This window comes from Amycolatopsis sp. NPDC043885 (assembly GCF_056435685.1).
Genome location: NZ_JBWKEA010000017.1, coordinates 147,128 through 164,905, shown reverse-complemented (window position 1 = coordinate 164,905; position 17,778 = coordinate 147,128). Strand labels below are relative to the sequence as shown.

Here is a 17,778-nt window from a genome sequence, read left to right as displayed (position 1 = left end):
GTTCGTGCGCCTGTGCGCTCTCGGGGCGATTCGCGAACCGCGAAGTCCTCGACTTCATGCGTCGCCCCCTTCGCTGGCGAGCAGGTGGTAGAGGACCGCCATGCGCACGTGGACGCCGTTGCGGACCTGTTCGGTGATGGCCGAGGCCGGGGAGTCGGCGACCGCCGAGGCGATCTCCATCCCGCGCAGCATCGGGCCGGGGTGCAGGACGACGGCGTGCTCGGGCAGGAGCTTCATCCGCCGTTCGTTGAGGCCGTAAGCGATCGAGTACTCGCGCGCGGAGGGGAAGAAGCCCCCGTGCATGCGTTCAGCCTGGACCCGCAGCATCATGACCGCGTCGAGCGCGGGCAGTTCGGCGTCGAGTTCGTGCGACACCGTCACCGGCAGACTCTCCACGCCGGCGGGCAGCAGCGTCGGCGGCGCGACGAGCACCACCTCCGCGCCCAGCGAGGACAGCAGGTGGATGTTCGACCGCGCGACCCGGCTGTGCAGGACGTCGCCGACGATCCCGATGCGGCGGCCCTCGAACGAGCCGAGGCGCTCCCGCAGCGTGGCCGCGTCGAGCAACGCCTGCGTCGGATGCTCATGGGTGCCGTCCCCGGCGTTGACCACCGCCGTCCCCGCTTCGGCGAGCCAGCCCGAAAGCCGCTGCGCCGCACCGGAGGCGGGGTGCCGGATGATCACGCAGTCGGCGCCGGCCGCGGCCAACGTCAGCGCGGTGTCGCGCAGCGATTCGCCCTTGTTGACCGAGGAACTGGACGCGGAGACGTTGATCACGTCGGCGCTCATCCACTTCCCCGCGATCTCGAACGAGACGCGGGTGCGGGTCGAGTTCTCGTAGAACAGCGTGATGACGGTGCGGCCGCGCAACGTCGGCAGTTTGCGGACCTCGCGGCCCAGCAAGGTGTGCTTGAGCTCTTCGGCGGTGTCCAGCACGGCTGTCGCGAGCGCCGGGTCGAGCCCGTCGGTGGCGAGCAGGTGCTTCACGATCGATCTCCTTCTGGTTGCGCGCGAAGCAGAACCGAGTCCCGTCCGTCCACTTCGGACAGCAGGACCTCGATCCCCTCGGCGCGCGAGGTGGGCACGTTCTTGCCCACGTAGTCGGCGCGGATCGGCAGTTCGCGGTGGCCGCGGTCGACCAGCACGGCCAGCTGGACCGCGCGCGGGCGGCCGTGGTCGCGCAGGGCGTCGAGGGCGGCGCGGATGGTGCGGCCGGAGAACAGCACGTCGTCGACCAGGATCACCACCGCGTCGTCGATACCGGTCGGCGGCAGCTGCGAATGTTCGAGCGCGCGGGGCGGGCGGCGGCGGAGATCATCACGGTAGAGCGTGATGTCCAGCGCGCCGGTCGGCGGACGGACGCCGGAGAACTCGGCGATCTTGTCCGCGAGCCGCAGGGCGAGCGGGGTTCCCCTGGTGGGGATGCCCAGCAACACGGGCGGAGTCGAGCCACCGGCACCGAGAGCGGTCTTCTCGATGACCTGGTGGGCCATTCGGGCGATCGTGCGCGCGACATCGCCGGACGAGAGCAGCTCGCGCTCTCCCGCCGGTTCCGCCGCGCCACGCGGGCGTGACGACAAGGCGGACCTCCTTCCCCGCCTCTCTGGACGGGTCCTTAAAGGACGTCGACTTCCTGCGTAGCGAGGAAATCTCCCCGACACTAGCAGGAGCGATCGCTCATTCTTGCGAGTGGCGCGCCCCAGGTGACGAAGGCCTCTCGAAAGCACCCGCTTGACCTGGTGACAACTATGCGTAACCATTACTCTGAGTATTCGACTCTAGGAGTCCCCTGGACCGGTCACCCCGACCGGTTGGGGGTGAGGAAACGGAGAACCACCAGATGGGCGATTACGCCAAGGCGCTCGGGGCCAAGCTCCGCGGGATCCGCCAGCAGCAGGGTCTGTCCCTGCACGGGGTCGAGCAGAAGTCCGGAGGCCGCTGGAAGGCCGTCGTCGTCGGTTCGTACGAGCGCGGGGACCGCGCCGTCACCGTGCAGAAGCTCGCCGAGCTCGCCGATTTCTACGGCGTCCCGGTGGTCGAGCTGCTGCCGGAGGGCCGGGTGCCGTCGGGCGCGGAACCCGCTACGAAGATCGTCATCAACCTGGAGCGTCTCCAGCAGCTCCCGGCGGAGAAGGTCGGTCCACTCGCCCGCTACGCGGCCACCATCCAGAGCCAGCGCGGCGACTACAACGGCAAGGTGCTCTCGATCCGCACCGAGGACCTCCGTTCGCTGGCGATCATCTACGACATGACCCCCGGCGAGCTCACCGAGCAGCTGATCGACTGGGGTGTGCTGCCGCCCGAGGCTCGACCGTCCAAAGAGGACTAGAGATGGCGACGTTTTCGGTCCGGGGGGACCGGAAACGCCAACCGGCACCACCGAGCACGAGAACGGGCCGTGCCCTCGGCAGAGGACACGGCCCGTTGTCGTACGTCTTCTAGAGGACCGCGCGCAGCCGGTCGGCGATCGTACCGATCCGGCCGAGCACGCCGTTCACGAAGCGCGGCGAGTCGTCGGTCGACAGCTCCTTCGCCAGCCCGACGGCCTCGTCGATGGCGACCGGGTCCGGCACGTCCTCGGCCCACAGCAGTTCGTACACGCCGACGCGGAGCACCGCCAGGTCCACCGGCGGCATCCGGTCCAGCGTCCAGCCCTGAGCGTGCTCGGAGAGCAGCTCGTCGATCTGGGTCTTGCGGCCCGTGACGCCCTCGACCAGCGAGATCGTGTAGTCCGCGATCGGGTCGACCTCGACCGAACCGACCCGGTCCGCCAGCAGCGTCACCGCGTCGGCACCGCGCTGGGCGGCTTCGTACATCATCTCGACCGCCCGCTTGCGGGCCTGGCGACGGCTGATCGGCCCACCGCGGTTCGGCGACTTGCCGGACTTGTCTGAACCGGCCATCAGCTGGAGACGCGGCCCAGGTAGCGGCCGTCACGGGTGTCGACCTTGATCTTCTCGCCGGTGGTGAGGAACAGCGGCACCTGGATCTCGGCGCCGGTCTCCAGGGTGGCGGGCTTGGTGCCACCGGTGGAACGGTCGCCCTGCAGGCCGGGGTCGGTGTGCTGGACGATCAGCTCGACCGAGGTCGGCAGCTCGATGTACAGCGGGACGCCCTCGTGCACCGCGACCTGGACCTCGAAGTTCTCGAGGAGGTAGTTCGCGTTGTCGCCGACGGTCTCGGCCAGGACGGTGATCTGGTCGTAGGTCTCCGCGTCCATGAACACGAAGTCCGCGCCGTCCTTGTACAGGTACGTCATGTTGCGGCGGTCGACGGTGGCCGTGTCGACCTTCGTCCCCGCGTTGAAGGTCTTGTCGACGACCTTGCCGGTCAGCACGTGCTTGAGCGTCGTGCGGACGAACGCGCCGCCCTTGCCCGGCTTGACGTGCTGGAACGCGGTGACGGTCCAGAGCTGGCCGTCGAGGTTGAGGACGAGCCCGTTCTTCAGGTCGTTGGTGGTGGCCACGAGTGTGCAGTCTCCTGTGTCGATCTTCCGGGCCGCCGTCAGACGACCACGAGTTCCTTGGTGCTCAGCGTGAGGAGTTCGGGCGTACCTTCCCGCACGACCAGCGTGTCCTCGATGCGCACGCCTCCGCGTCCGGGCAGATACACACCAGGCTCGACGGTGACGGCCATACCGGCGGACAGTGTACCGACGCCGGTCGCGGCGAGGCTGGGCGCCTCGTGCACCTGCAGCCCGACGCCGTGGCCGAGCCCGTGGCCGAACTCCTCGCCGCGCCCCGCGCCCACGATCACGCCACGGGCCGCCTTGTCCACTTCGGACACTTCGGCGCCGGGGAGGACGGCGTCACAGCCCGCCGCCTGCGCGCGCTGGACCAGCTCGTAGATCTCCTCCTGCCAGGCCGCGGGCTTGCCGAGGACGAACGTGCGGGTCATGTCGGAGTGGTAGCCGTCGACCGTGGCGCCGAAATCGATCTTGACGAAGTCGCCGGTCGCCAGCACGGCCGAGGTGGGCCGGTGATGCGGGATCGCGGAGTTGGCGCCCGCCGCGACGATCGTGTCGAAGGAAGGCCCGGTCGACCCGTGGCCGAGCATGCGATTCTCGAGGTCACGGGCGACGTCCAGCTCGGTCCGGCCCGGCCGGAGCCCGCCGGCGGACACCAGGTCCTCCAGCGCCCGGTCGGCCGCCGCGCACGCCTGGCGCAGCGCCTCGATCTCCTGCTCGTCCTTGACCAGCCGCAGCCGCTCGACGAGCCCGGGCGTCCGCACCAGCTCGACGCGGTCGAAGCGGACCTTGAGGTCCTCGTGCTGCTCGACACTGACGTGCTGGCTCTCGAACCCTGTCTTGCCGAAGTGTTTTCCGGCCGCCAGATCGGCGAGCTTCGCCGCGCTCGCGCGGTCGAGCACCCGCTCGAGGTCGGGCACCTCCGTCGCCGACTGGACCGTGTAGCGGCCGTCGGTGCAGAAGATCGTCTTGTCGTCGCCGCTCCCGTGGACGAGGAGAGCGGCGTTGGACCCGGTGAAGCCGGTCAGGTACCTGATGTTGAGCAGGTCCGTGACCAGCAGCGCGTCCACCCCGGAGTCGGCCAGCAGGGAACGCAGCGCCGCGCGGCGGCGAGAGAAGTATTCACGCACGTGATGGAGTTTAGGGGGTTCGCTGCCGGTGGCACGCGTTTCGCCGACCACTTGCGCCGGGTGTGGTGTCCGGTGGGCCGTGAAGGCCTCCTTCCCTACTTTGAGGGTAGGGAAGGAGGCCTTCACGGACCTTTCGCCCGCTATCAAGGGCCGCGCGGGCGTGACCATCGCTACTGGCGAGTTAAACTCCCCCAATGGCACCGTGGCTGACTCGTGGACTCGTGATGGCGCTGCTGCACGGCGCGGCCGTCACCGTGCTGGCCAAGTACGAGGTCTTCAACCCCACCGACAAGACCCTCGTCACCGCCCTCACTCTCGCCGTCCTGGTCGGCGCGGCCGCGGGCTGGGGCGCGGTGGACGCCTGGCAGGGCAAACCCGAACGCGGCAAGAACTGGTTCATCGCGGCGCTGATCGCCGGTCCGGTCTCGGGCGTGCTGTACGTGATCGGCCGCGCGGTATTCGTCGATCAGACCGGCGCTTCGGAGCTCGGCGGCGCGCTCACCGGCGGCGCCGCCTTCTCGGCCCTGCTGGTGCTCATCCCGGCCGGGCTCGGCCTGTTCGTCGGCGGCCGCATCACCAAGGCCGATCAGCCCGCGAGCGAGAAACCCGCCGGGAAGCCGTCCCAGGCCTGATCGGCGATCTTCTCGACGGCCGAGTCGTTCAGCGCCGCCGCCCCGCCGTCCGGCAGCGCGAAGAGCTTGCCGTCGAGCACCACGCCGAACCCCCGGCCTGGCGCGTGCACCACCCTCGCCCCGGCGCTCAACCGTGCCGCCCGCGGGAGGTTGTCGACGGCCTTGAGCCGCTCGTTCAGCACCTCGCCCGCGAGCGCCGCCGCCACCGAGCGCCGGTCGACCCGGACCAGGGTGCCGTCGGCCACCAGGTCGATGGTCCGCTGCGGCGACGGCATCGCGACGCCTTCGAACGAGGTCCGGATCCGGGCCTCGTCCTCGCACGCCCGCGAACCGCGGACGTCCAGGCCGAAGTGCTTGAGGTCGGTCGGCGCCCCCGCGCCGCCGATGACGGTGGCGCGGACGACGTCGAACGGGACCCGATCGCAGACGTCGCCCGAGGAGAGCGGCGCGTGCCCGTCGGGCCGCCGGACCAGCCCCGGGCCTTCCTTCCACACGCCGGGGATGATCGCCTGCCGGTACGGCTGCGCGGAGAAGTCTCTGGTCCAGAACGTGAGGCTGGTGCCCTTTTCGGTCTCGTGCGCGATCACGAAGGCGTCGAGCGAACCGACCCACATCAGGTCGGTGCTGAACCCGTCGACCAGCGAACGGGTGCGCGGCGAGGTCGTGCTGGGCTTGGCGAGGAAGCCCTGCTCCCCCAGCGTTTCCACGTTCCGGGTGAACGCCGCGTCCTTGGCGCGGAGCAGGAACTGCCCGGCGCCGTTCCATCCGGCGCCCTTCGCTGTGGTGTCGGTGAAGAGCACGTAGAACCAACCGTCGAGGTACACCGCCGAGGGCTGGCCCGCGCCGTAAACGTTGTCGCGGTGCACGTCGTGCGACGGCCCGATGATCGGCTTCCCGCCGGCCGCCCGCGTCCACGTGAGCCCGTCCGGGCTGGTCGCGAGGCCGATCGAGTTGCCGAGCGCGTGGTCGCCCGCCGCGCCGGTGTAGTACATGTAGTAGGTCGAGCCGACCTTGATCACCGACGGATCGCAGGTGTGCATGCCGTCGAAACCGCCGGGCGCGCCCGAGAACACCGCCGCTGGGCCACCACCGGACGGGCCGGTGAACGGACCGTCGAGCGAGGGCGACTGCGCGTAGAGGACGTCGTCGCCGGGCGGCTGGGCGCTGCCGTACTGGCTGCACCACCACATCTTGAGTTTGCCGCCGTCCCGCATCACGGTCGGGCTGTAGTTGTAGACCGCGTCCTGATCGCCCGCGGCCACCACGCCGCCGCTGGCTCGCGGATCGCTCGTCACGAGCTCGACGTTCATCCGGCGCGGCTTTTCCTTGGGCGCCTGCTGGGCTCCGCCGATCCCGCCGCCCTTGCCGTCGGCCTGGGACTGCACCGTGCCGTCGCTGCACGCCACGAGGACCGCGCCGGCCGCGAAGAGGGCCACCACGGCACGGGCGGGTCGCCGACCCCCACGAAAAAGGCGCATGATGGCCGAGTGTAGCGAGGCTTAGCCCTGTCGAGTGACGTCAGTACCCGGGAGAGCGACCAATTCCACTTCGAAGCCATCGGCGTTTTCGAGGTAGGCGGCGTAGTGGTGATCACCGCCCGCATACGGATACTTGTCCGCGAACATCGGCGACCAGCCGTGTTCGAGGGCCTTCGCGGCCAGTTCGTTCACCCGTTCGCGGGACTCGACGTGCAGGGCGAGATGGTTCAGGCCCGGGGCGGTGCGCTCGTGCTTTTCGCCGCTGAGCGCGGGAGAGCGCTCGACGACGAGATAGGTCGCGCCGTGTTTCCAGCTGACCCCGGCGGGCCAGCGCTGGAACTCGCGCCAGCCGAGTTCGCCGAGCAGCCAGCCCCAGCTCTCCTCCGCGCGGCCGAGATCGGGCACCCACAGCTCGATGTGGTGCGCGCGGCCGTGGTCCGAAGGCAGCGCGACGAAGACCCGGTGCGGCCCGCTGCCGTAGTGGTCTCCACCGCCGACGTCGAGGAAACCCAAGCGCCGCACCAGGTTCTGACTGGCCACATTGGACTCGCCGACCAGCGCCCACACCGACGACAGGCCGAGTCCGACGAGTCCGTGCTCCAGCAGGGCCTTCGCGGCCTCGGTCGCGAGGCCTTGCCCGCCGTGCGCACGGGCCAGGTAGTAGCCGATCTCCGGCACGTCGCCGGGCAGTTCCTGCGACGGCCGCAGATGCGCGAGGCCGATCACCTCGTCGTCGCGTTCGATCGCCCAGTGCCCCATCCCCGCCGGGCCGTCGTAGGACAACCTGCGGCCGACCATTTCGCGGACACGGTCCGGCTCGGTGAGAGGCACCGCGAAATGCGAGCTCATCGCCGGGTCGGCGAAGAGCTTGACGATCGCGTCGGTGTCCGCCTCCGTCAGCGCGCGTAACCGCAGCCTCGCGGTTTCGAGCGTGGGAGGGTTGTTCATGCCGCGTTCGCGGCCATCCAGCGCAGGGCCAGCGGGTACCCGTCGACCCCGAGCCCGGCGATCACGGCGGTGGCGATATCCGACAGCACGCTGTGGTGCCGGAACTGCTCACGTTTGTGCACGTTGGAGATGTGCAGCTCGATCAGCGGCGCCGTGAGCTGGGCGGCGGCGTCGCGGACCGCGATCGAGTAGTGCGTCCACGCGGCGGCGTTGAGCACCACCGGCCACCCCGCGTCGGCGGCCTCGTGCAGCCAGCCGACCATCTCGCCCTCGTGGTCGGTCTGCCGGACCTCGACGTCGATCCCCAGCTCCTTGCCGGTTTCGACACAGATGGAGACCAGATCCGCGTGCGTGGCCGAACCGTAGATACCGGGTTCGCGCAGGCCGAGCCTGCCGAGGTTGGGGCCGTTGAGGACGAGCACCTTCACAGCAGCACACTCCCGCCGGGCTTGGGGGCTTCACCGGCCACCACCGAGTACGCGGCGGCGAGCAGCGACGGGTCCGGGCCTTCCAGCCTGCCGGGTTTGGCGAGCCCGTCGAGGACGACGAAACGCAGCACACCCGAACGGGTCTTCTTGTCACCTTTCATCGTCTCCAGCAGCTGCGGGAGCGCGTCCGGGTCGTAGGTGGTCGGCAGGCCCAGCAGCTTGAGCACGGACGAGTGCCGCTCGGCGGTGGCGTCGTCGAGACGGCCGGCCAGGCGCGCGAGTTCGGCGGCGAACACCAGGCCGACGCTGACCGCCGCGCCGTGGCGCCACCGGTACCGCTCGCGGCGCTCGATGGCGTGGGCGAGCGTGTGGCCATAGTTGAGGATCTCGCGCAGATCCGACTCGCGCAGATCGGCGGCGACGACGTCGGCCTTGACCTGGATCGAGCGGTGGACCAGCTCGCCGAGGACTTCGCCGGTGGTGTCCAGCGCCACGGCGGGATCCTGCTCGACGAGTTCGACGATCCGCGGGTCGGCGATGAACCCGGCCTTGACCACCTCGGCCATTCCGGCGACGAGTTCGTTGGGGGGCAACGTTTCCAGCGTCGCGAGGTCGACGAGGACCGCGCTCGGCTCGTGGAAGACGCCGACCAGGTTCTTGCCCGCCTCGGTGTTGATGCCCGTCTTCCCGCCGAGGGAGGCGTCGACCATGCCCAGCAGCGTGGTGGGCACGTTGACCAGGCGGACGCCGCGCATCCAGGTGGCGGCGACGAACCCGGCGAGGTCGGTCACGGCGCCGCCACCGAGCCCGACGACCACGCCCTGGCGGTCGAGGCCGATGCGGCCGAGGACCTCCCAGCAGAAGCTGGCGACGGTGAGCGCCTTGCCGTCCTCGGCGTCGGGGATCTCGACCCGGTGCGCGTCGATCCCGGCCTCGGCCAGCTCGTCGCGGATGGCCTCGGCGGTGGTCGTCAGCGTCGGCGGGTGGATCAGCGCGACCTTGGAGGCGTCGGCGAGCTGCTCGGTGAGCTCGCCCAGCAGGCCTCGGCCGATGACGACGTCGTAGGGCTTGGCGGTGTTGACGGTGATGCGGACCGGCTCGGTCATCGTTCCCCTTCACTTCGGCGGAAGCCGCTTGGCCCTCGCGACCTCGCAGGTGATCTTGCCCTTGACCGGGGTGTCCCCCGGGATCTCTTCGGTCACCGTCTGGCCGGGCGTCATCCGGTTCTTCGCGAACAACGCCTCCCCGGAGGCCTTGCCGTCGGCGTCCTTGATCGCGATGGTGACGGCGTACCGCGCGTCTTCCGCGGTGCTGTTGGTGACCTCGATGGTGATCTTCGGGGTGTAGCCGCCGCTGTCGCATTTGGTGACCTTGACGTCGGCCGCGACATCCGCCTCCGGCGCGGCGCTGGTGGCCGCACTCGTCTGGATCACGTCCGCGCCGGGAGGTTGCCTTTCCTCACCACACGCGGTCAGGGTCAGGGCCACGACGGCGAGCAGGACGCCTGCGGTCGTGCGTTTCATGCTCGGTCCTTGCTGATCTCGTTCAGCCCGATGAGGGCGGCCTCGACGACCTCGTCGGCGGTCAGGTGGTCGGTCTCGATCTCGAACGTGGCGACCTCGCGGTACACCGGCAGGCGCGCGTCGAGGAGCGCCTTGTAGGTGGCGCGGGGGTTCACCCCGGCCAGAAGCGGGCGCGCGGTCGAGAGCCCGGCGCGCTGGACGCCCGCGGCCATCCCGACGTTGAGGAAGACCACGGTGTGCCCGGCGAGGCGTTCGCGGGTGCCCGGCGTGATCGGCGCTCCCCCGCCCAGCGAGAGGACGCCTTCGTGCTCGGCCAGCGCCTTCGCGACCATCTCCTCCTCCAGCGCGCGGAAGGCGGGCTCGCCCTCCTCGGCGAAGATGTCGGTGATGGGCTTGCCCGCGCTCGCGACGATGTCGTCGTCGCTGTCGCGGAAGGCGAGACCGAGCCGGGCGGCGAGCGCCGGGCCGACCGTGCTCTTGCCCGAGCCCGGCGGTCCGATGATCACCGCGCGAGGAGTCACCAGCGCTCCTCGAGCGCCTTCAGGTAGGCCTCGGCGTTGCGCTTGCCCTCGGCCAGCGAGTCGCCGCCGAACTTCTCCAGTGCGGCGTCCGCGAGCACCAGCGCGACCACCGACTCCAGCACGACCCCGGCCCGGGGCACCGCGCAGACGTCGGAACGCTGGTGGATGGCCACCGCGGGTTCGCCGGTGGTGACATCCACAGTGGACAGTGCTTTGGGGACGGTCGAGATCGGCTTCATGGCGACGCGCACGCGCAGCGGCTCGCCGTTGGTGATGCCGCCTTCGAGGCCGCCCGCGCGGTTGGACCGGCGGGTCACCCCGACCGGGCCGGTGCCGCGGTCGATCTCGTCGTGAGCCTGGCTGCCCCACCGCTTGGCCGTGGTGAAGCCGTCGCCGACCTCCACGCCCTTCATCGCCTGGACGCCCATGAGCGCGCCGGCGAGGCGGGCGTCGAGCCTGCGGTCCCAGTGGACGTGCGAGCCGAGGCCCGGCGGCAGGCCGTAGGCGAGCACCTCGATCACGCCGCCGACGGTGTCACCCGCCTTCCGCACGGCGTCGACCTCGGCGACCATCGCGTCGGTCCCCTCCTGGCCGAAGGCACGGACCGGGCTCTCGTCGATGGCGGGCAGGTCCGACGGGACCGGCAGCGGCCCCTCGGGGGCCGACGCACCGCCGATGGACACGACGTGGCTGAGGATCTCGACCCCGAGCAGCTGCTTGAGGTACGCACGGGCCACCGTGCCGAGCGCCGTGCGGGACGCCGTCTCACGGGCGCTCGCGCGCTCCAGCACCGGACGGGCCTCGGGGAAGCCGTACTTCTGCATCCCCGGCAGATCCGCGTGGCCGGGCCGGGGACGGGTCAGCGGCTCGTTGCGCGCGAGGCCTTCCAGCTCCTCGGCGGGCACGGGATCGGCCGACATGACCTTCTCCCATTTGGGCCACTCGGCGTTCTCGATCTGGACCGCGACGGGGCCGCCCTGGGTGAGCCCGTGCCGGACGCCGCCGGTGAACTCGATGTGGTCGGTCTCGAAGCCCATCCGGGGGCTACGGCCGAAGCCGAGCCTCCGGCGCGCGAGCTGCTCGCCCACTTCGGCGGTGGTGACCTCGACCCCGGCGGGCATCCCTTCCAGGATGGCGGCGAGGGCGGGTCCGTGCGATTCCCCTGCGGTTATCCAGCGCAACACCTGACAGATCCTGTCACAACCTCCTCTCTGTCCCGGTACAGGCCGGGCTATCCCGGACCGGGTCCGGCGAAGACGGCGAGCGCCCACGCCGCGACCAGGAGACCGGGCCCGTGCGGCACCGTGGGATGCCGGGGGCCGCCCACCGCGAGCGCCACGCTCAGTAACGCGGCGGCGACGGCGCCGAGCACGATCGACGGCCAGCCCGTCGCGGCCAGGACCGCGCCCAGGCTGCCCGCGAGCTTCACGTCTCCGGCGCCGAGCGAGCGCGGCGACAACGCGTGGACGAGCGCGTGCGCCCCGCCGAAGACCAGCGCGCCGAGCACGGCCCGCCACGCGATGGCGGCCCCTCCCCCGTGCGCGGCGATCGCGAGGGCGGCGGCCAGTGCCGGGTACGCGGGCAGGGTCAAAACGTCGGGCAGGCGGCGGTACTTCAGGTCGGCGAGCGCCAGCGGGACGGCGAAGACGGTCAGCACGGCCGGGACGGCGAGCCACCACGACGGCCAGGCACCGGCGTCGTACCGCAGCCAGACCACGACGAGCGCCGCCGCGGCGATGGCGGCCGCCCACGCCGTGACCGGCGCTCCCGCCCGGCGCAGGCAGGAGCGCGTGGCGAGCGCCGATCCGGCGCCCGCCACCGCGATGGCGATCGGCGTGAACACAAGATCAAGAGTGCGCCCGTCGCGCTCGGTGAGACAAGAATTTCTTTTCGTGACAGGAACTTTCACGCACTTTCGGCAGGCCGGGCGCGGGTGCTGAAGTCGTGAACGGGCCGTTCAGGGACGTGGGCGCGTCGCGGCGGGCGTGGGCTGAAGGGGCCCTTCACCGCGTCGCATGTGGTGAAGGGAGCTTTCGCCGCATGACGCGTGGTGAAAGCGTCCTTCGGCCCCGGTCGGCGGCAGCGTGCGGTATGGCCGCTCACCTGAGTGCGATTCGGATTCTGCCGCAAGGGCGCGGACGGGGCCCGCAGAGCCCTGAGTGTCCTCACGAGCGGCTTTCCGCCGACCGAATGCCCGATTTATGTACCTGTGACCGATTCCAATGGGGGTCGTGAGCGGCAAAGAGGGTTCTAACCCTCTTTGCCACTCACGACCCCTATCCAGACTCTCGCAAATGCCTCAAATCGGGCACTGTCACCCCAGGAATAGTCCCTTGTGGACAGTCGAGGAAGTGTCCGGGCTCCGTGGTGGGTTCGGCTCGCGCGGACGGCCTTGCCCGGCGGCGTCACTGTGGTCACGGGCCACCAGCAGCAACCGATGCGCCACAGACCCCGATAGTTTTCCGCGATCGAAGGCAATCCGCCTCGCGTCCGGTGTCGAAGGCCTGTCATGACACCGGGATCAGGGGGTCATCCGCAGCAGCGGGAGACCCGAGGGCGTGCGGATCTCCAGCGCCTTGATGTCCCCGGTGCGCATCGCGGTGCCGACCACGATATGCGCGGTGTCCTTGGGCATCGCGCGCCAGGACGCCAGCTCGCTGGTGCCGCCGTCGGCGCCGACGGCGACCAGGATGTAGTCCCCGCTGCGGTTGCCGCCGTAGCTGCAGGTCATGTCGACCTTCGTGCCGGTCTCCGTGGCGGACATGGCGACTTCGGCGGTTACCGGGTAGTCGCCGAGCGGGGTCATCGGGTCGCCTGCCGCCACGACCGGCCCGGTCAGGACGACCACGAGCGCGACACCGGCGGCCACGGCCGCCCCGGCCGCGGTCGTGGTGATGGCCCGTTGGATCCGCCTTCCCCGGCGGACCCGTTTGAGCACGGTCGGCAGCAGGTCCGGCGAGGGCGCCGGTTCGTCCTCCAGCAGCGCCGGGGCACCGGCCTGGGCGAGCAGTCCGGGGATCCCGGCCAGGTCGCGCACGGATTCCGCGCACCGGTCGCAGACGCGAAGGTGTTTCTCGTAGGCGGACCGGTCTTCCGGGGACAACGCCCCGAGCACGTAGGCCGCGTCGTAGGTGGCGAAGGGGTCGGTCATTGAGTCACCCCTCTTTCCTCCAATATCAGCCGCAGCGCCCGCAACGCGTAGTGCGTCCGCGACTTGATCGTCCCTTCGGCCACACCCAGCCGTTTCGCGGCGTCGGCGACGGAGTAACCCTGGAAATAGCACAAGACGAGGACGTCCCGATGTCTCGGCGACAGTTCGCCGAGGGCTTCGGCGACCAGCCAGCCCTGGACGGCCCGTTCGGTGCCGTCGGTGACCGCCGTTTCGGGTGGTTGGCCGGTCACCACCTCGGGATGGGCCTCGGAAGCGCGCCAGTCGTCGATGGCGATCCGTCTCGCGACGGTGAACAGCCAGCCCCGCGCCGACCCTTCGGACTGGTCCAGCACCTTGGCGTTGCGCCAGGCCCGCAGCAGCGTCTCCTGGACGACGTCCTCCGCGCGGACCCGGTCGCCGCTGGTGAGGTGCAGCGCGTAGGACCAGAGTGCCGCCGCGTGCTCATCGTGCAAAGCCCGCATCAGCCGGTCCTCCGCGAATTCCTTCACCGATCCGTGCTTTCCCGGTTCAGGAGCAGCGGGAGCGCGAAGACCACGCAAGCCACTTCGGTGATCAGGCCCCACAGCTCGGCCTGGGTGGTGAAGCGTTCCGAGACGCCGAAGAACCCTGTGGTCAGCGAGAGCACGTACGCGCCCAGTGTCGCCAAGCCGAAACCGATGGCCGCGAGCGCGGGAAGCCAGTGGCGCCAGACCAGGACGGCGACCGCGATGACCACGCCCGCCACCACGTTCACCAGAAAGAGCGGGCCGACCACATCCGTTTCCGAGGCCCAGTCCTGCCATACGACGTAATGCACCCACGCCGAGCCGAGGAGGCCCGCCGCCACCACCGCCCGCAACAACCACCGGATCATGTCCGTATCTCTTTCCGCGTGTTCGGTTCCTCTATGCCTTTGAACACGGAAAAACGGGCCTCGCGGTTCAATCTCGCTCCCGATGGCCGCCGAAATTGAACCGGATGGCCGTCTGGACCGTGTGTAGGGGCATGACTGCCGAACTCCACTCCCGCCGCACCGTCCTGACCACCGGGGCCGCCGTCGCCGGCGCGGCCGTCGGTGCCGTGGCCCTCACGGCCTGCGGAAGCGACAGCAACCCGCCGTCCGGTTCGACCGCCGCACCGCCCGCCGCCGCGCCGGGTGAGACCCTGACCGCGCTCTCCGACATCGAGGTCGGCAAGGCGAAGGCCGCCAAGACCGCCGACGGCAAGGACGTCATCGTCACCAGGACCGCCGAAGGCACGGCGGCCGCGTTCAGCGCGATCTGCACGCACCAGGGGTGCGCGGTCGTGCCCGAGGGCGCGGAGCTGAAATGTCCCTGCCACAACTCGATCTTCGACGCCGTGACCGGCGCGGTCAAAAAGGGACCGGCGGACCAGCCGCTGCCCTCGATCGCGGTCAAGGTCACGAACGGCCAGGTCGTCACGGCCTGAGAAAACGCGGAAAGGGTCCCTTTAGGACGGGAATTCCGTCCTAAAGGGACCCTTTCGGCAAGCTTTCAGCTGTCCCAGGTGAAAATCGGGTCGCCTGCCTCGACGTCGCCACCGGTGAGCAGCCCGGAAAGGACTTCCGCCTTCGCGTCCAGCGCCACCACGGGCACGATCGGCGAGTAGCCGGCGGCCTTGACCGCGTCGGGGTCCCAGCCGACCACCGGCTGCCCGGCGCGGACGGCCTCGCCCTTGACGACGTGGAGGGTGAACCCCTCGCCCTTCTGCTTCACGGTGTCGATCCCCAGGTGGACCAGCACGCCGCGGCCGTCTTCGGTGGCCACCACGAACGCGTGCGGGTGCAGGGTCACGACCGTCCCGTCCACCGGGGCGACCGCGTCCTGGCGTCCGCCCGAGGGCAGGACCGCGATGCCGGGGCCGACCATCGCCTGCGCGAAGACCGGATCGGGCACTTCGGTCATAGCGGTCGTCTTACCGCTCACCGGGCTGAGGATCTCGAGACTCACAGCAGATCCTCGATGTCGCTGGCGATGTTGTCGGCCTCGGGGCCCACGATGACCTGGACACCGGCCCCCATGCGCACGACGCCCATCGCACCGGCGGCCTTCAGCGCCGCCTCGTCGAGCAGGCTCATGTCTTCGAGCTCACAGCGGAGCCGGGTGATGCACCCCTCGACCTCGATGACGTTCTCGGCACCGCCGAGCCCCGCGAGGATCTTTTCCGCCCTGTCATCCGCCATCGCGGTCTCCCTGTTCCCTGTCGGTTTCCCACATGCGAACCAGCTGTACTACGCCGTTCGCCGACTCGCACGTGATCCCTGGCCACGAACGCGTAACGGTGGTTGACACCCGCTCGTGCGACGGAGCATCCTGCCCCATCGGATCATTGGTCTAGACCGGAACGTACCAATCTTCCGGACCAGATGCGAGTACGGGTTCCCCGACCGACCGGCCCGAAAGGACGGTGACCGTCATGAGCGCTTCGGCGCAGCTGCCGCCGTCCGACCGTGTGATCAACGGACCGACGCCCAAGCACGCCCAGCTGCGGGAGATTCTGCGCCGCACGGTGGAGCGTGAGCTACCCCCCGGCTCTCCTATCCCCTCGGAACGTGACCTCGCCGAGACCTACCAGGTGTCGAGACTCACGGTCCGCTCGGCGATCGGCAAGCTGGTCGAAGAAGGGCTCTTGTCGCGAGTGCGCGGCAAGGGGACGTTCACCGCCGCGAGGCGGATGGAACTGCAGCTCTACCTGATGTCCTTCACCGAGGACATGCGCCGTCGCGGGATGACCCCGACCACGGAGGTCGTCAAGACCGCCACCGAGGTCCCGCCCGCCCCCTCGGCGCACGCGCTCGGTCTGGCCGCCGGAACTCCGGCACACCGCATCGTCCGGCTCCGCCGTGCCGACGGGGTGCCGCTGGCGGTCGAACGCGGCTGGTATCACGCGGGCCGGATGCCCGGTCTGCTCGACCTCGATCTCACCCGATCGTTGTACGTCCAACTCGCCCAGTCGTACGACCTGCGCCCGGACCACGCGTGGCAGACGGTCTGGGCCGAATCCGCGGACCGCGAAACGGCACGCCTGCTCGGCATGCGCGCCGGCAGTCCGCTTCTTGTCTTCCGCCGGGTCTCCAGCGTCAACGGGGAACCGATCGAAGACATGACTTCCTGGTACCGGGGCGATCACTACCAGGTCACCATGCAGCTGGACCGGAACACCCCGGATTCCGGTCATCATCCTCACTACGGAGGTACCCGATGAGCTCCACCACCGCGGAGGGGGCGAAGGGCAAAGGCAAGGGACTGGCCGGGCTTCAGCGCTTCGGCCGCAGCCTCATGCTCCCCATCGCCGCCCTGCCCGCCGCCGCGCTCCTGAACAGGTTCGGCCAACCCGACCTGCTCGGCAAGGACGGCCTCGGCTGGGACAAGGTCGCCGAAGTCCTCGGCGCGGCAGGCAACTCGCTGTTCAACTGGCTGCCGCTCCTGTTCGCGGTGGGTATCGCCGTCGGCTTCGCCCGGAAGAGCGACGGCGCGACCGCGCTGGCCGCCGTGGTCGGCTTCTTCGTGTTCACCAGCGTCCTCCAGGTGTTCACGCCGTTCTCCGAGCTGCCGGGCTGGAACCCCGAGAAGCCCGCCGGCCTGATGCTCAACCCGATGAAGTGGTCCTACAGTGTGCTGGCCGGTGTGATCGTCGGTCTGGTCACCGCCTTGCTGTGGCAGAAGTTCTACCGCATCAAACTGCCGCCGTACCTGGCCTTCTTCGGCGGGCGCCGGTTCGTGCCGATCATCACCGCCCTGACGCTGATGCTCCTCGCGGTGCCCTTCGGCCTGGTCTTCCACTGGGTCAACGAAGGCATCCAGGCCGCGGGCGAGGCGGTCACGGGCGCACCGGTCGTCGGTGGCGGCATCTACGGTGTGCTGAACCGGCTGCTGATCCCGGTCGGTCTGCACCAGCTGCTGAACGTGCCGGTCTGGTTCATCTTCGACGGTGGCGACCTGACCGAGTTCTTCAAGGGTGACCCCACCCGCGGCACGTTCATGACCGGGTTCTTCCCGATCTTCATGTTCGCCATCCCCGCCGCGGCGCTGGCGATCTGGCAGAGCGCGAAGCCCAGCCAGAAGAAGATCGTCGGCGGTGTGATGATCGCCGGCGCGCTGACCTCGTTCCTGACCGGTATCACCGAGCCGATCGAGTTCTCGTTCATGTTCGTCGCGTGGCCGCTGTACCTGATCCACGCGATCCTGACCGGTACGTCGATGGCACTGGTGAACGCGCTCGACATCCACCTCGGCTTCGGCTTCTCCGCCGGTGCGATCGACTTCGCGCTCAACAGCTCCCTCCCGGCGGCGAGCGGCAACGTCTGGCTGCTCATCCCGATCGGTCTCGCCTACGCGGTCGTCTACTACGTGATCTTCCGTTTCGTGATCAAGAAGTGGAACCTGCGGACCCCCGGCCGCGAGGACGACGCGATCGAGGCCGATCTCGAAGCCACCGCGGCGAAGCCCGTCAAGTAGTTTCAGCTCAGCAGAACCGAAGG

General features: G+C 69.8%; 22 protein-coding genes and 1 pseudogene. 5 read left to right on the top strand and 18 right to left on the bottom strand.

Going from position 1 to position 17,778, the window contains the following annotated elements; all coding sequences use genetic code 11:
- Window positions 1–54: 54 nt before the first annotated feature.
- Entirely contained in the window at window positions 55–987 is a 933-nt protein-coding gene (locus tag AC069I_RS35080; RefSeq protein ID WP_478227495.1) for an aspartate carbamoyltransferase catalytic subunit, read from the bottom strand.
- Window positions 984–1,580: a bifunctional pyr operon transcriptional regulator/uracil phosphoribosyltransferase PyrR gene (gene pyrR / locus AC069I_RS35075; RefSeq protein WP_478227494.1), complete on the bottom strand. Its 597-nt coding sequence runs from the start codon at window positions 1,578–1,580 to the stop codon at window positions 984–986. The genes AC069I_RS35080 and pyrR overlap by 4 nt, the downstream gene beginning before the upstream one ends.
- A gap of 260 nt (window positions 1,581–1,840) precedes the next feature.
- Here pyrR and bldD point away from each other — a divergent pair, with 260 nt between their 5' ends.
- Window positions 1,841–2,329 carry a transcriptional regulator BldD gene (gene bldD, locus AC069I_RS35070; RefSeq protein ID WP_003096372.1) on the top strand — a complete coding sequence of 163 codons (489 nt, stop codon included), beginning with the start codon at window positions 1,841–1,843 and terminating at the stop codon, window positions 2,327–2,329.
- Window positions 2,330–2,438: 109 nt separating this feature from the next.
- Here the strand turns inward: bldD and nusB are convergent, their stop codons facing one another.
- From nusB to AC069I_RS35055, 3 genes are read right to left on the bottom strand one after another with little or no spacing between them, the layout of a single operon-like run.
- On the bottom strand, window positions 2,439–2,903 hold the full coding sequence (gene nusB / locus AC069I_RS35065; RefSeq protein ID WP_005152382.1) for a transcription antitermination factor NusB: 465 nt from the start codon (window positions 2,901–2,903) through the stop codon (window positions 2,439–2,441).
- Window positions 2,903–3,466 carry an elongation factor P gene (efp, locus tag AC069I_RS35060; RefSeq protein WP_005152384.1) on the bottom strand — a complete coding sequence of 188 codons (564 nt, stop codon included), beginning with the start codon at window positions 3,464–3,466 and terminating at the stop codon, window positions 2,903–2,905. The genes nusB and efp overlap by 1 nt, the downstream gene beginning before the upstream one ends.
- A gap of 38 nt (window positions 3,467–3,504) precedes the next feature.
- Complete coding sequence (locus tag AC069I_RS35055; RefSeq protein ID WP_478227493.1) at window positions 3,505–4,596, bottom strand: M24 family metallopeptidase; 1,092 nt, start codon at window positions 4,594–4,596, stop codon at window positions 3,505–3,507.
- A 194-nt stretch (window positions 4,597–4,790) separates the two neighbouring features.
- On the opposite strand from AC069I_RS35055, the gene AC069I_RS35050 reads away from it, so the two are divergent.
- Window positions 4,791–5,228 (top strand): B-4DMT family transporter, encoded by a 438-nt coding sequence (locus AC069I_RS35050; RefSeq protein WP_192745269.1) that lies wholly within the window; start codon window positions 4,791–4,793, stop codon window positions 5,226–5,228.
- On the opposite strand, the gene AC069I_RS35045 is transcribed toward AC069I_RS35050, so the two are convergent.
- The 11 genes from AC069I_RS35045 to AC069I_RS34995 all read right to left on the bottom strand — a co-directional run bounded on the left by AC069I_RS35045 (window position 5,183) and on the right by AC069I_RS34995 (window position 14,151).
- Entirely contained in the window at window positions 5,183–6,667 is a 1,485-nt protein-coding gene (locus tag AC069I_RS35045) for a glycoside hydrolase family protein (protein WP_478227608.1), read from the bottom strand. The genes AC069I_RS35050 and AC069I_RS35045 overlap by 46 nt on opposite strands.
- Before the next feature lie 60 nt (window positions 6,668–6,727).
- The gene (locus AC069I_RS35040) at window positions 6,728–7,654 is read right to left on the bottom strand and encodes a GNAT family N-acetyltransferase (RefSeq protein WP_478227492.1); all 927 of its coding nucleotides are present in this window, start codon (window positions 7,652–7,654) and stop codon (window positions 6,728–6,730) included.
- Entirely contained in the window at window positions 7,651–8,082 is a 432-nt protein-coding gene (aroQ, locus tag AC069I_RS35035; protein WP_478233826.1) for a type II 3-dehydroquinate dehydratase, read from the bottom strand. The genes AC069I_RS35040 and aroQ overlap by 4 nt, the downstream gene beginning before the upstream one ends.
- Entirely contained in the window at window positions 8,079–9,188 is a 1,110-nt protein-coding gene (aroB, locus tag AC069I_RS35030) for a 3-dehydroquinate synthase (RefSeq protein ID WP_478227490.1), read from the bottom strand. The genes aroQ and aroB overlap by 4 nt, the downstream gene beginning before the upstream one ends.
- Window positions 9,189–9,197: 9 nt before the next feature.
- On the bottom strand, window positions 9,198–9,605 hold the full coding sequence (locus AC069I_RS35025; RefSeq protein ID WP_478227489.1) for a hypothetical protein: 408 nt from the start codon (window positions 9,603–9,605) through the stop codon (window positions 9,198–9,200).
- Window positions 9,602–10,126, bottom strand: a complete 525-nt coding sequence (locus AC069I_RS35020) for a shikimate kinase (RefSeq protein ID WP_478233823.1) — start codon at window positions 10,124–10,126, stop codon at window positions 9,602–9,604. Before AC069I_RS35020 ends, AC069I_RS35025 begins: the two co-directional genes overlap by 4 nt.
- The gene (gene aroC, locus AC069I_RS35015) at window positions 10,123–11,310 is read right to left on the bottom strand and encodes a chorismate synthase (protein WP_478227487.1); all 1,188 of its coding nucleotides are present in this window, start codon (window positions 11,308–11,310) and stop codon (window positions 10,123–10,125) included. The genes AC069I_RS35020 and aroC overlap by 4 nt, the downstream gene beginning before the upstream one ends.
- Window positions 11,311–11,357: 47 nt before the next feature.
- Window positions 11,358–11,969, bottom strand: coding sequence for a prepilin peptidase (locus AC069I_RS35010; RefSeq protein WP_478227486.1), 612 nt, complete (start codon window positions 11,967–11,969; stop codon window positions 11,358–11,360).
- A gap of 678 nt (window positions 11,970–12,647) precedes the next feature.
- Window positions 12,648–13,277 (bottom strand): anti-sigma factor family protein, encoded by a 630-nt coding sequence (locus AC069I_RS35005; RefSeq protein ID WP_478227923.1) that lies wholly within the window; start codon window positions 13,275–13,277, stop codon window positions 12,648–12,650.
- Complete coding sequence (locus AC069I_RS35000) at window positions 13,274–13,786, bottom strand: sigma-70 family RNA polymerase sigma factor (RefSeq protein ID WP_125675061.1); 513 nt, start codon at window positions 13,784–13,786, stop codon at window positions 13,274–13,276. Before AC069I_RS35000 ends, AC069I_RS35005 begins: the two co-directional genes overlap by 4 nt.
- Window positions 13,783–14,151 carry a hypothetical protein gene (locus AC069I_RS34995; RefSeq protein ID WP_478227922.1) on the bottom strand — a complete coding sequence of 123 codons (369 nt, stop codon included), beginning with the start codon at window positions 14,149–14,151 and terminating at the stop codon, window positions 13,783–13,785. Before AC069I_RS34995 ends, AC069I_RS35000 begins: the two co-directional genes overlap by 4 nt.
- Window positions 14,152–14,282: 131 nt before the next feature.
- Between AC069I_RS34995 and AC069I_RS34990 the strand changes: the two genes are divergently transcribed.
- Window positions 14,283–14,726, top strand: coding sequence for a QcrA and Rieske domain-containing protein (locus AC069I_RS34990; RefSeq protein WP_478267309.1), 444 nt, complete (start codon window positions 14,283–14,285; stop codon window positions 14,724–14,726).
- A gap of 65 nt (window positions 14,727–14,791) precedes the next feature.
- Here AC069I_RS34990 and AC069I_RS34985 read toward each other — a convergent pair whose 3' ends face one another.
- Both AC069I_RS34985 and AC069I_RS34980 read right to left on the bottom strand, forming a co-directional pair.
- A complete protein-coding gene (locus AC069I_RS34985) occupies window positions 14,792–15,247 on the bottom strand; it encodes a PTS sugar transporter subunit IIA (RefSeq protein ID WP_016333082.1) in 456 nt (151 codons plus the stop codon).
- Window positions 15,244–15,489, bottom strand: a pseudogene (locus tag AC069I_RS34980) (PTS sugar transporter subunit IIB); the annotation flags it as partial. The gene AC069I_RS34985 and the pseudogene AC069I_RS34980, both read right to left, overlap by 4 nt.
- Before the next feature lie 224 nt (window positions 15,490–15,713).
- Between AC069I_RS34980 and AC069I_RS34975 the strand changes: the two are divergent.
- Complete coding sequence (locus tag AC069I_RS34975) at window positions 15,714–16,502, top strand: GntR family transcriptional regulator (protein WP_192745282.1); 789 nt, start codon at window positions 15,714–15,716, stop codon at window positions 16,500–16,502.
- On the top strand, window positions 16,499–17,755 hold the full coding sequence (locus AC069I_RS34970; RefSeq protein ID WP_340683155.1) for a PTS transporter subunit EIIC: 1,257 nt from the start codon (window positions 16,499–16,501) through the stop codon (window positions 17,753–17,755). Before AC069I_RS34975 ends, AC069I_RS34970 begins: the two co-directional genes overlap by 4 nt.
- The last annotated feature ends 23 nt before the right edge of the window (window positions 17,756–17,778 follow it).

What these genes read in the sequence shown, in the direction of transcription:
- AC069I_RS34975 (WP_192745282.1), top strand. Translation starts at nt 15,714, where the DNA reads ATGAGCGCTTCGGCGCAGCTGCCGCCGTCCGACCGTGTGATCAACGGA.
- AC069I_RS35040 (WP_478227492.1), bottom strand. Translation starts at nt 7,654, where the DNA reads ATGAACAACCCTCCCACGCTCGAAACCGCGAGGCTGCGGTTACGCGCG.
- AC069I_RS35025 (WP_478227489.1), bottom strand. Translation starts at nt 9,605, where the DNA reads ATGAAACGCACGACCGCAGGCGTCCTGCTCGCCGTCGTGGCCCTGACC.
- nusB (WP_005152382.1), bottom strand. Translation starts at nt 2,903, where the DNA reads ATGGCCGGTTCAGACAAGTCCGGCAAGTCGCCGAACCGCGGTGGGCCG.
- AC069I_RS34995 (WP_478227922.1), bottom strand. Translation starts at nt 14,151, where the DNA reads ATGATCCGGTGGTTGTTGCGGGCGGTGGTGGCGGCGGGCCTCCTCGGC.
- AC069I_RS35005 (WP_478227923.1), bottom strand. Translation starts at nt 13,277, where the DNA reads ATGACCGACCCCTTCGCCACCTACGACGCGGCCTACGTGCTCGGGGCG.
- AC069I_RS34970 (WP_340683155.1), top strand. Translation starts at nt 16,499, where the DNA reads ATGAGCTCCACCACCGCGGAGGGGGCGAAGGGCAAAGGCAAGGGACTG.
- AC069I_RS35050 (WP_192745269.1), top strand. Translation starts at nt 4,791, where the DNA reads ATGGCACCGTGGCTGACTCGTGGACTCGTGATGGCGCTGCTGCACGGC.
- bldD (WP_003096372.1), top strand. Translation starts at nt 1,841, where the DNA reads ATGGGCGATTACGCCAAGGCGCTCGGGGCCAAGCTCCGCGGGATCCGC.
- aroB (WP_478227490.1), bottom strand. Translation starts at nt 9,188, where the DNA reads ATGACCGAGCCGGTCCGCATCACCGTCAACACCGCCAAGCCCTACGAC.
- AC069I_RS34990 (WP_478267309.1), top strand. Translation starts at nt 14,283, where the DNA reads ATGACTGCCGAACTCCACTCCCGCCGCACCGTCCTGACCACCGGGGCC.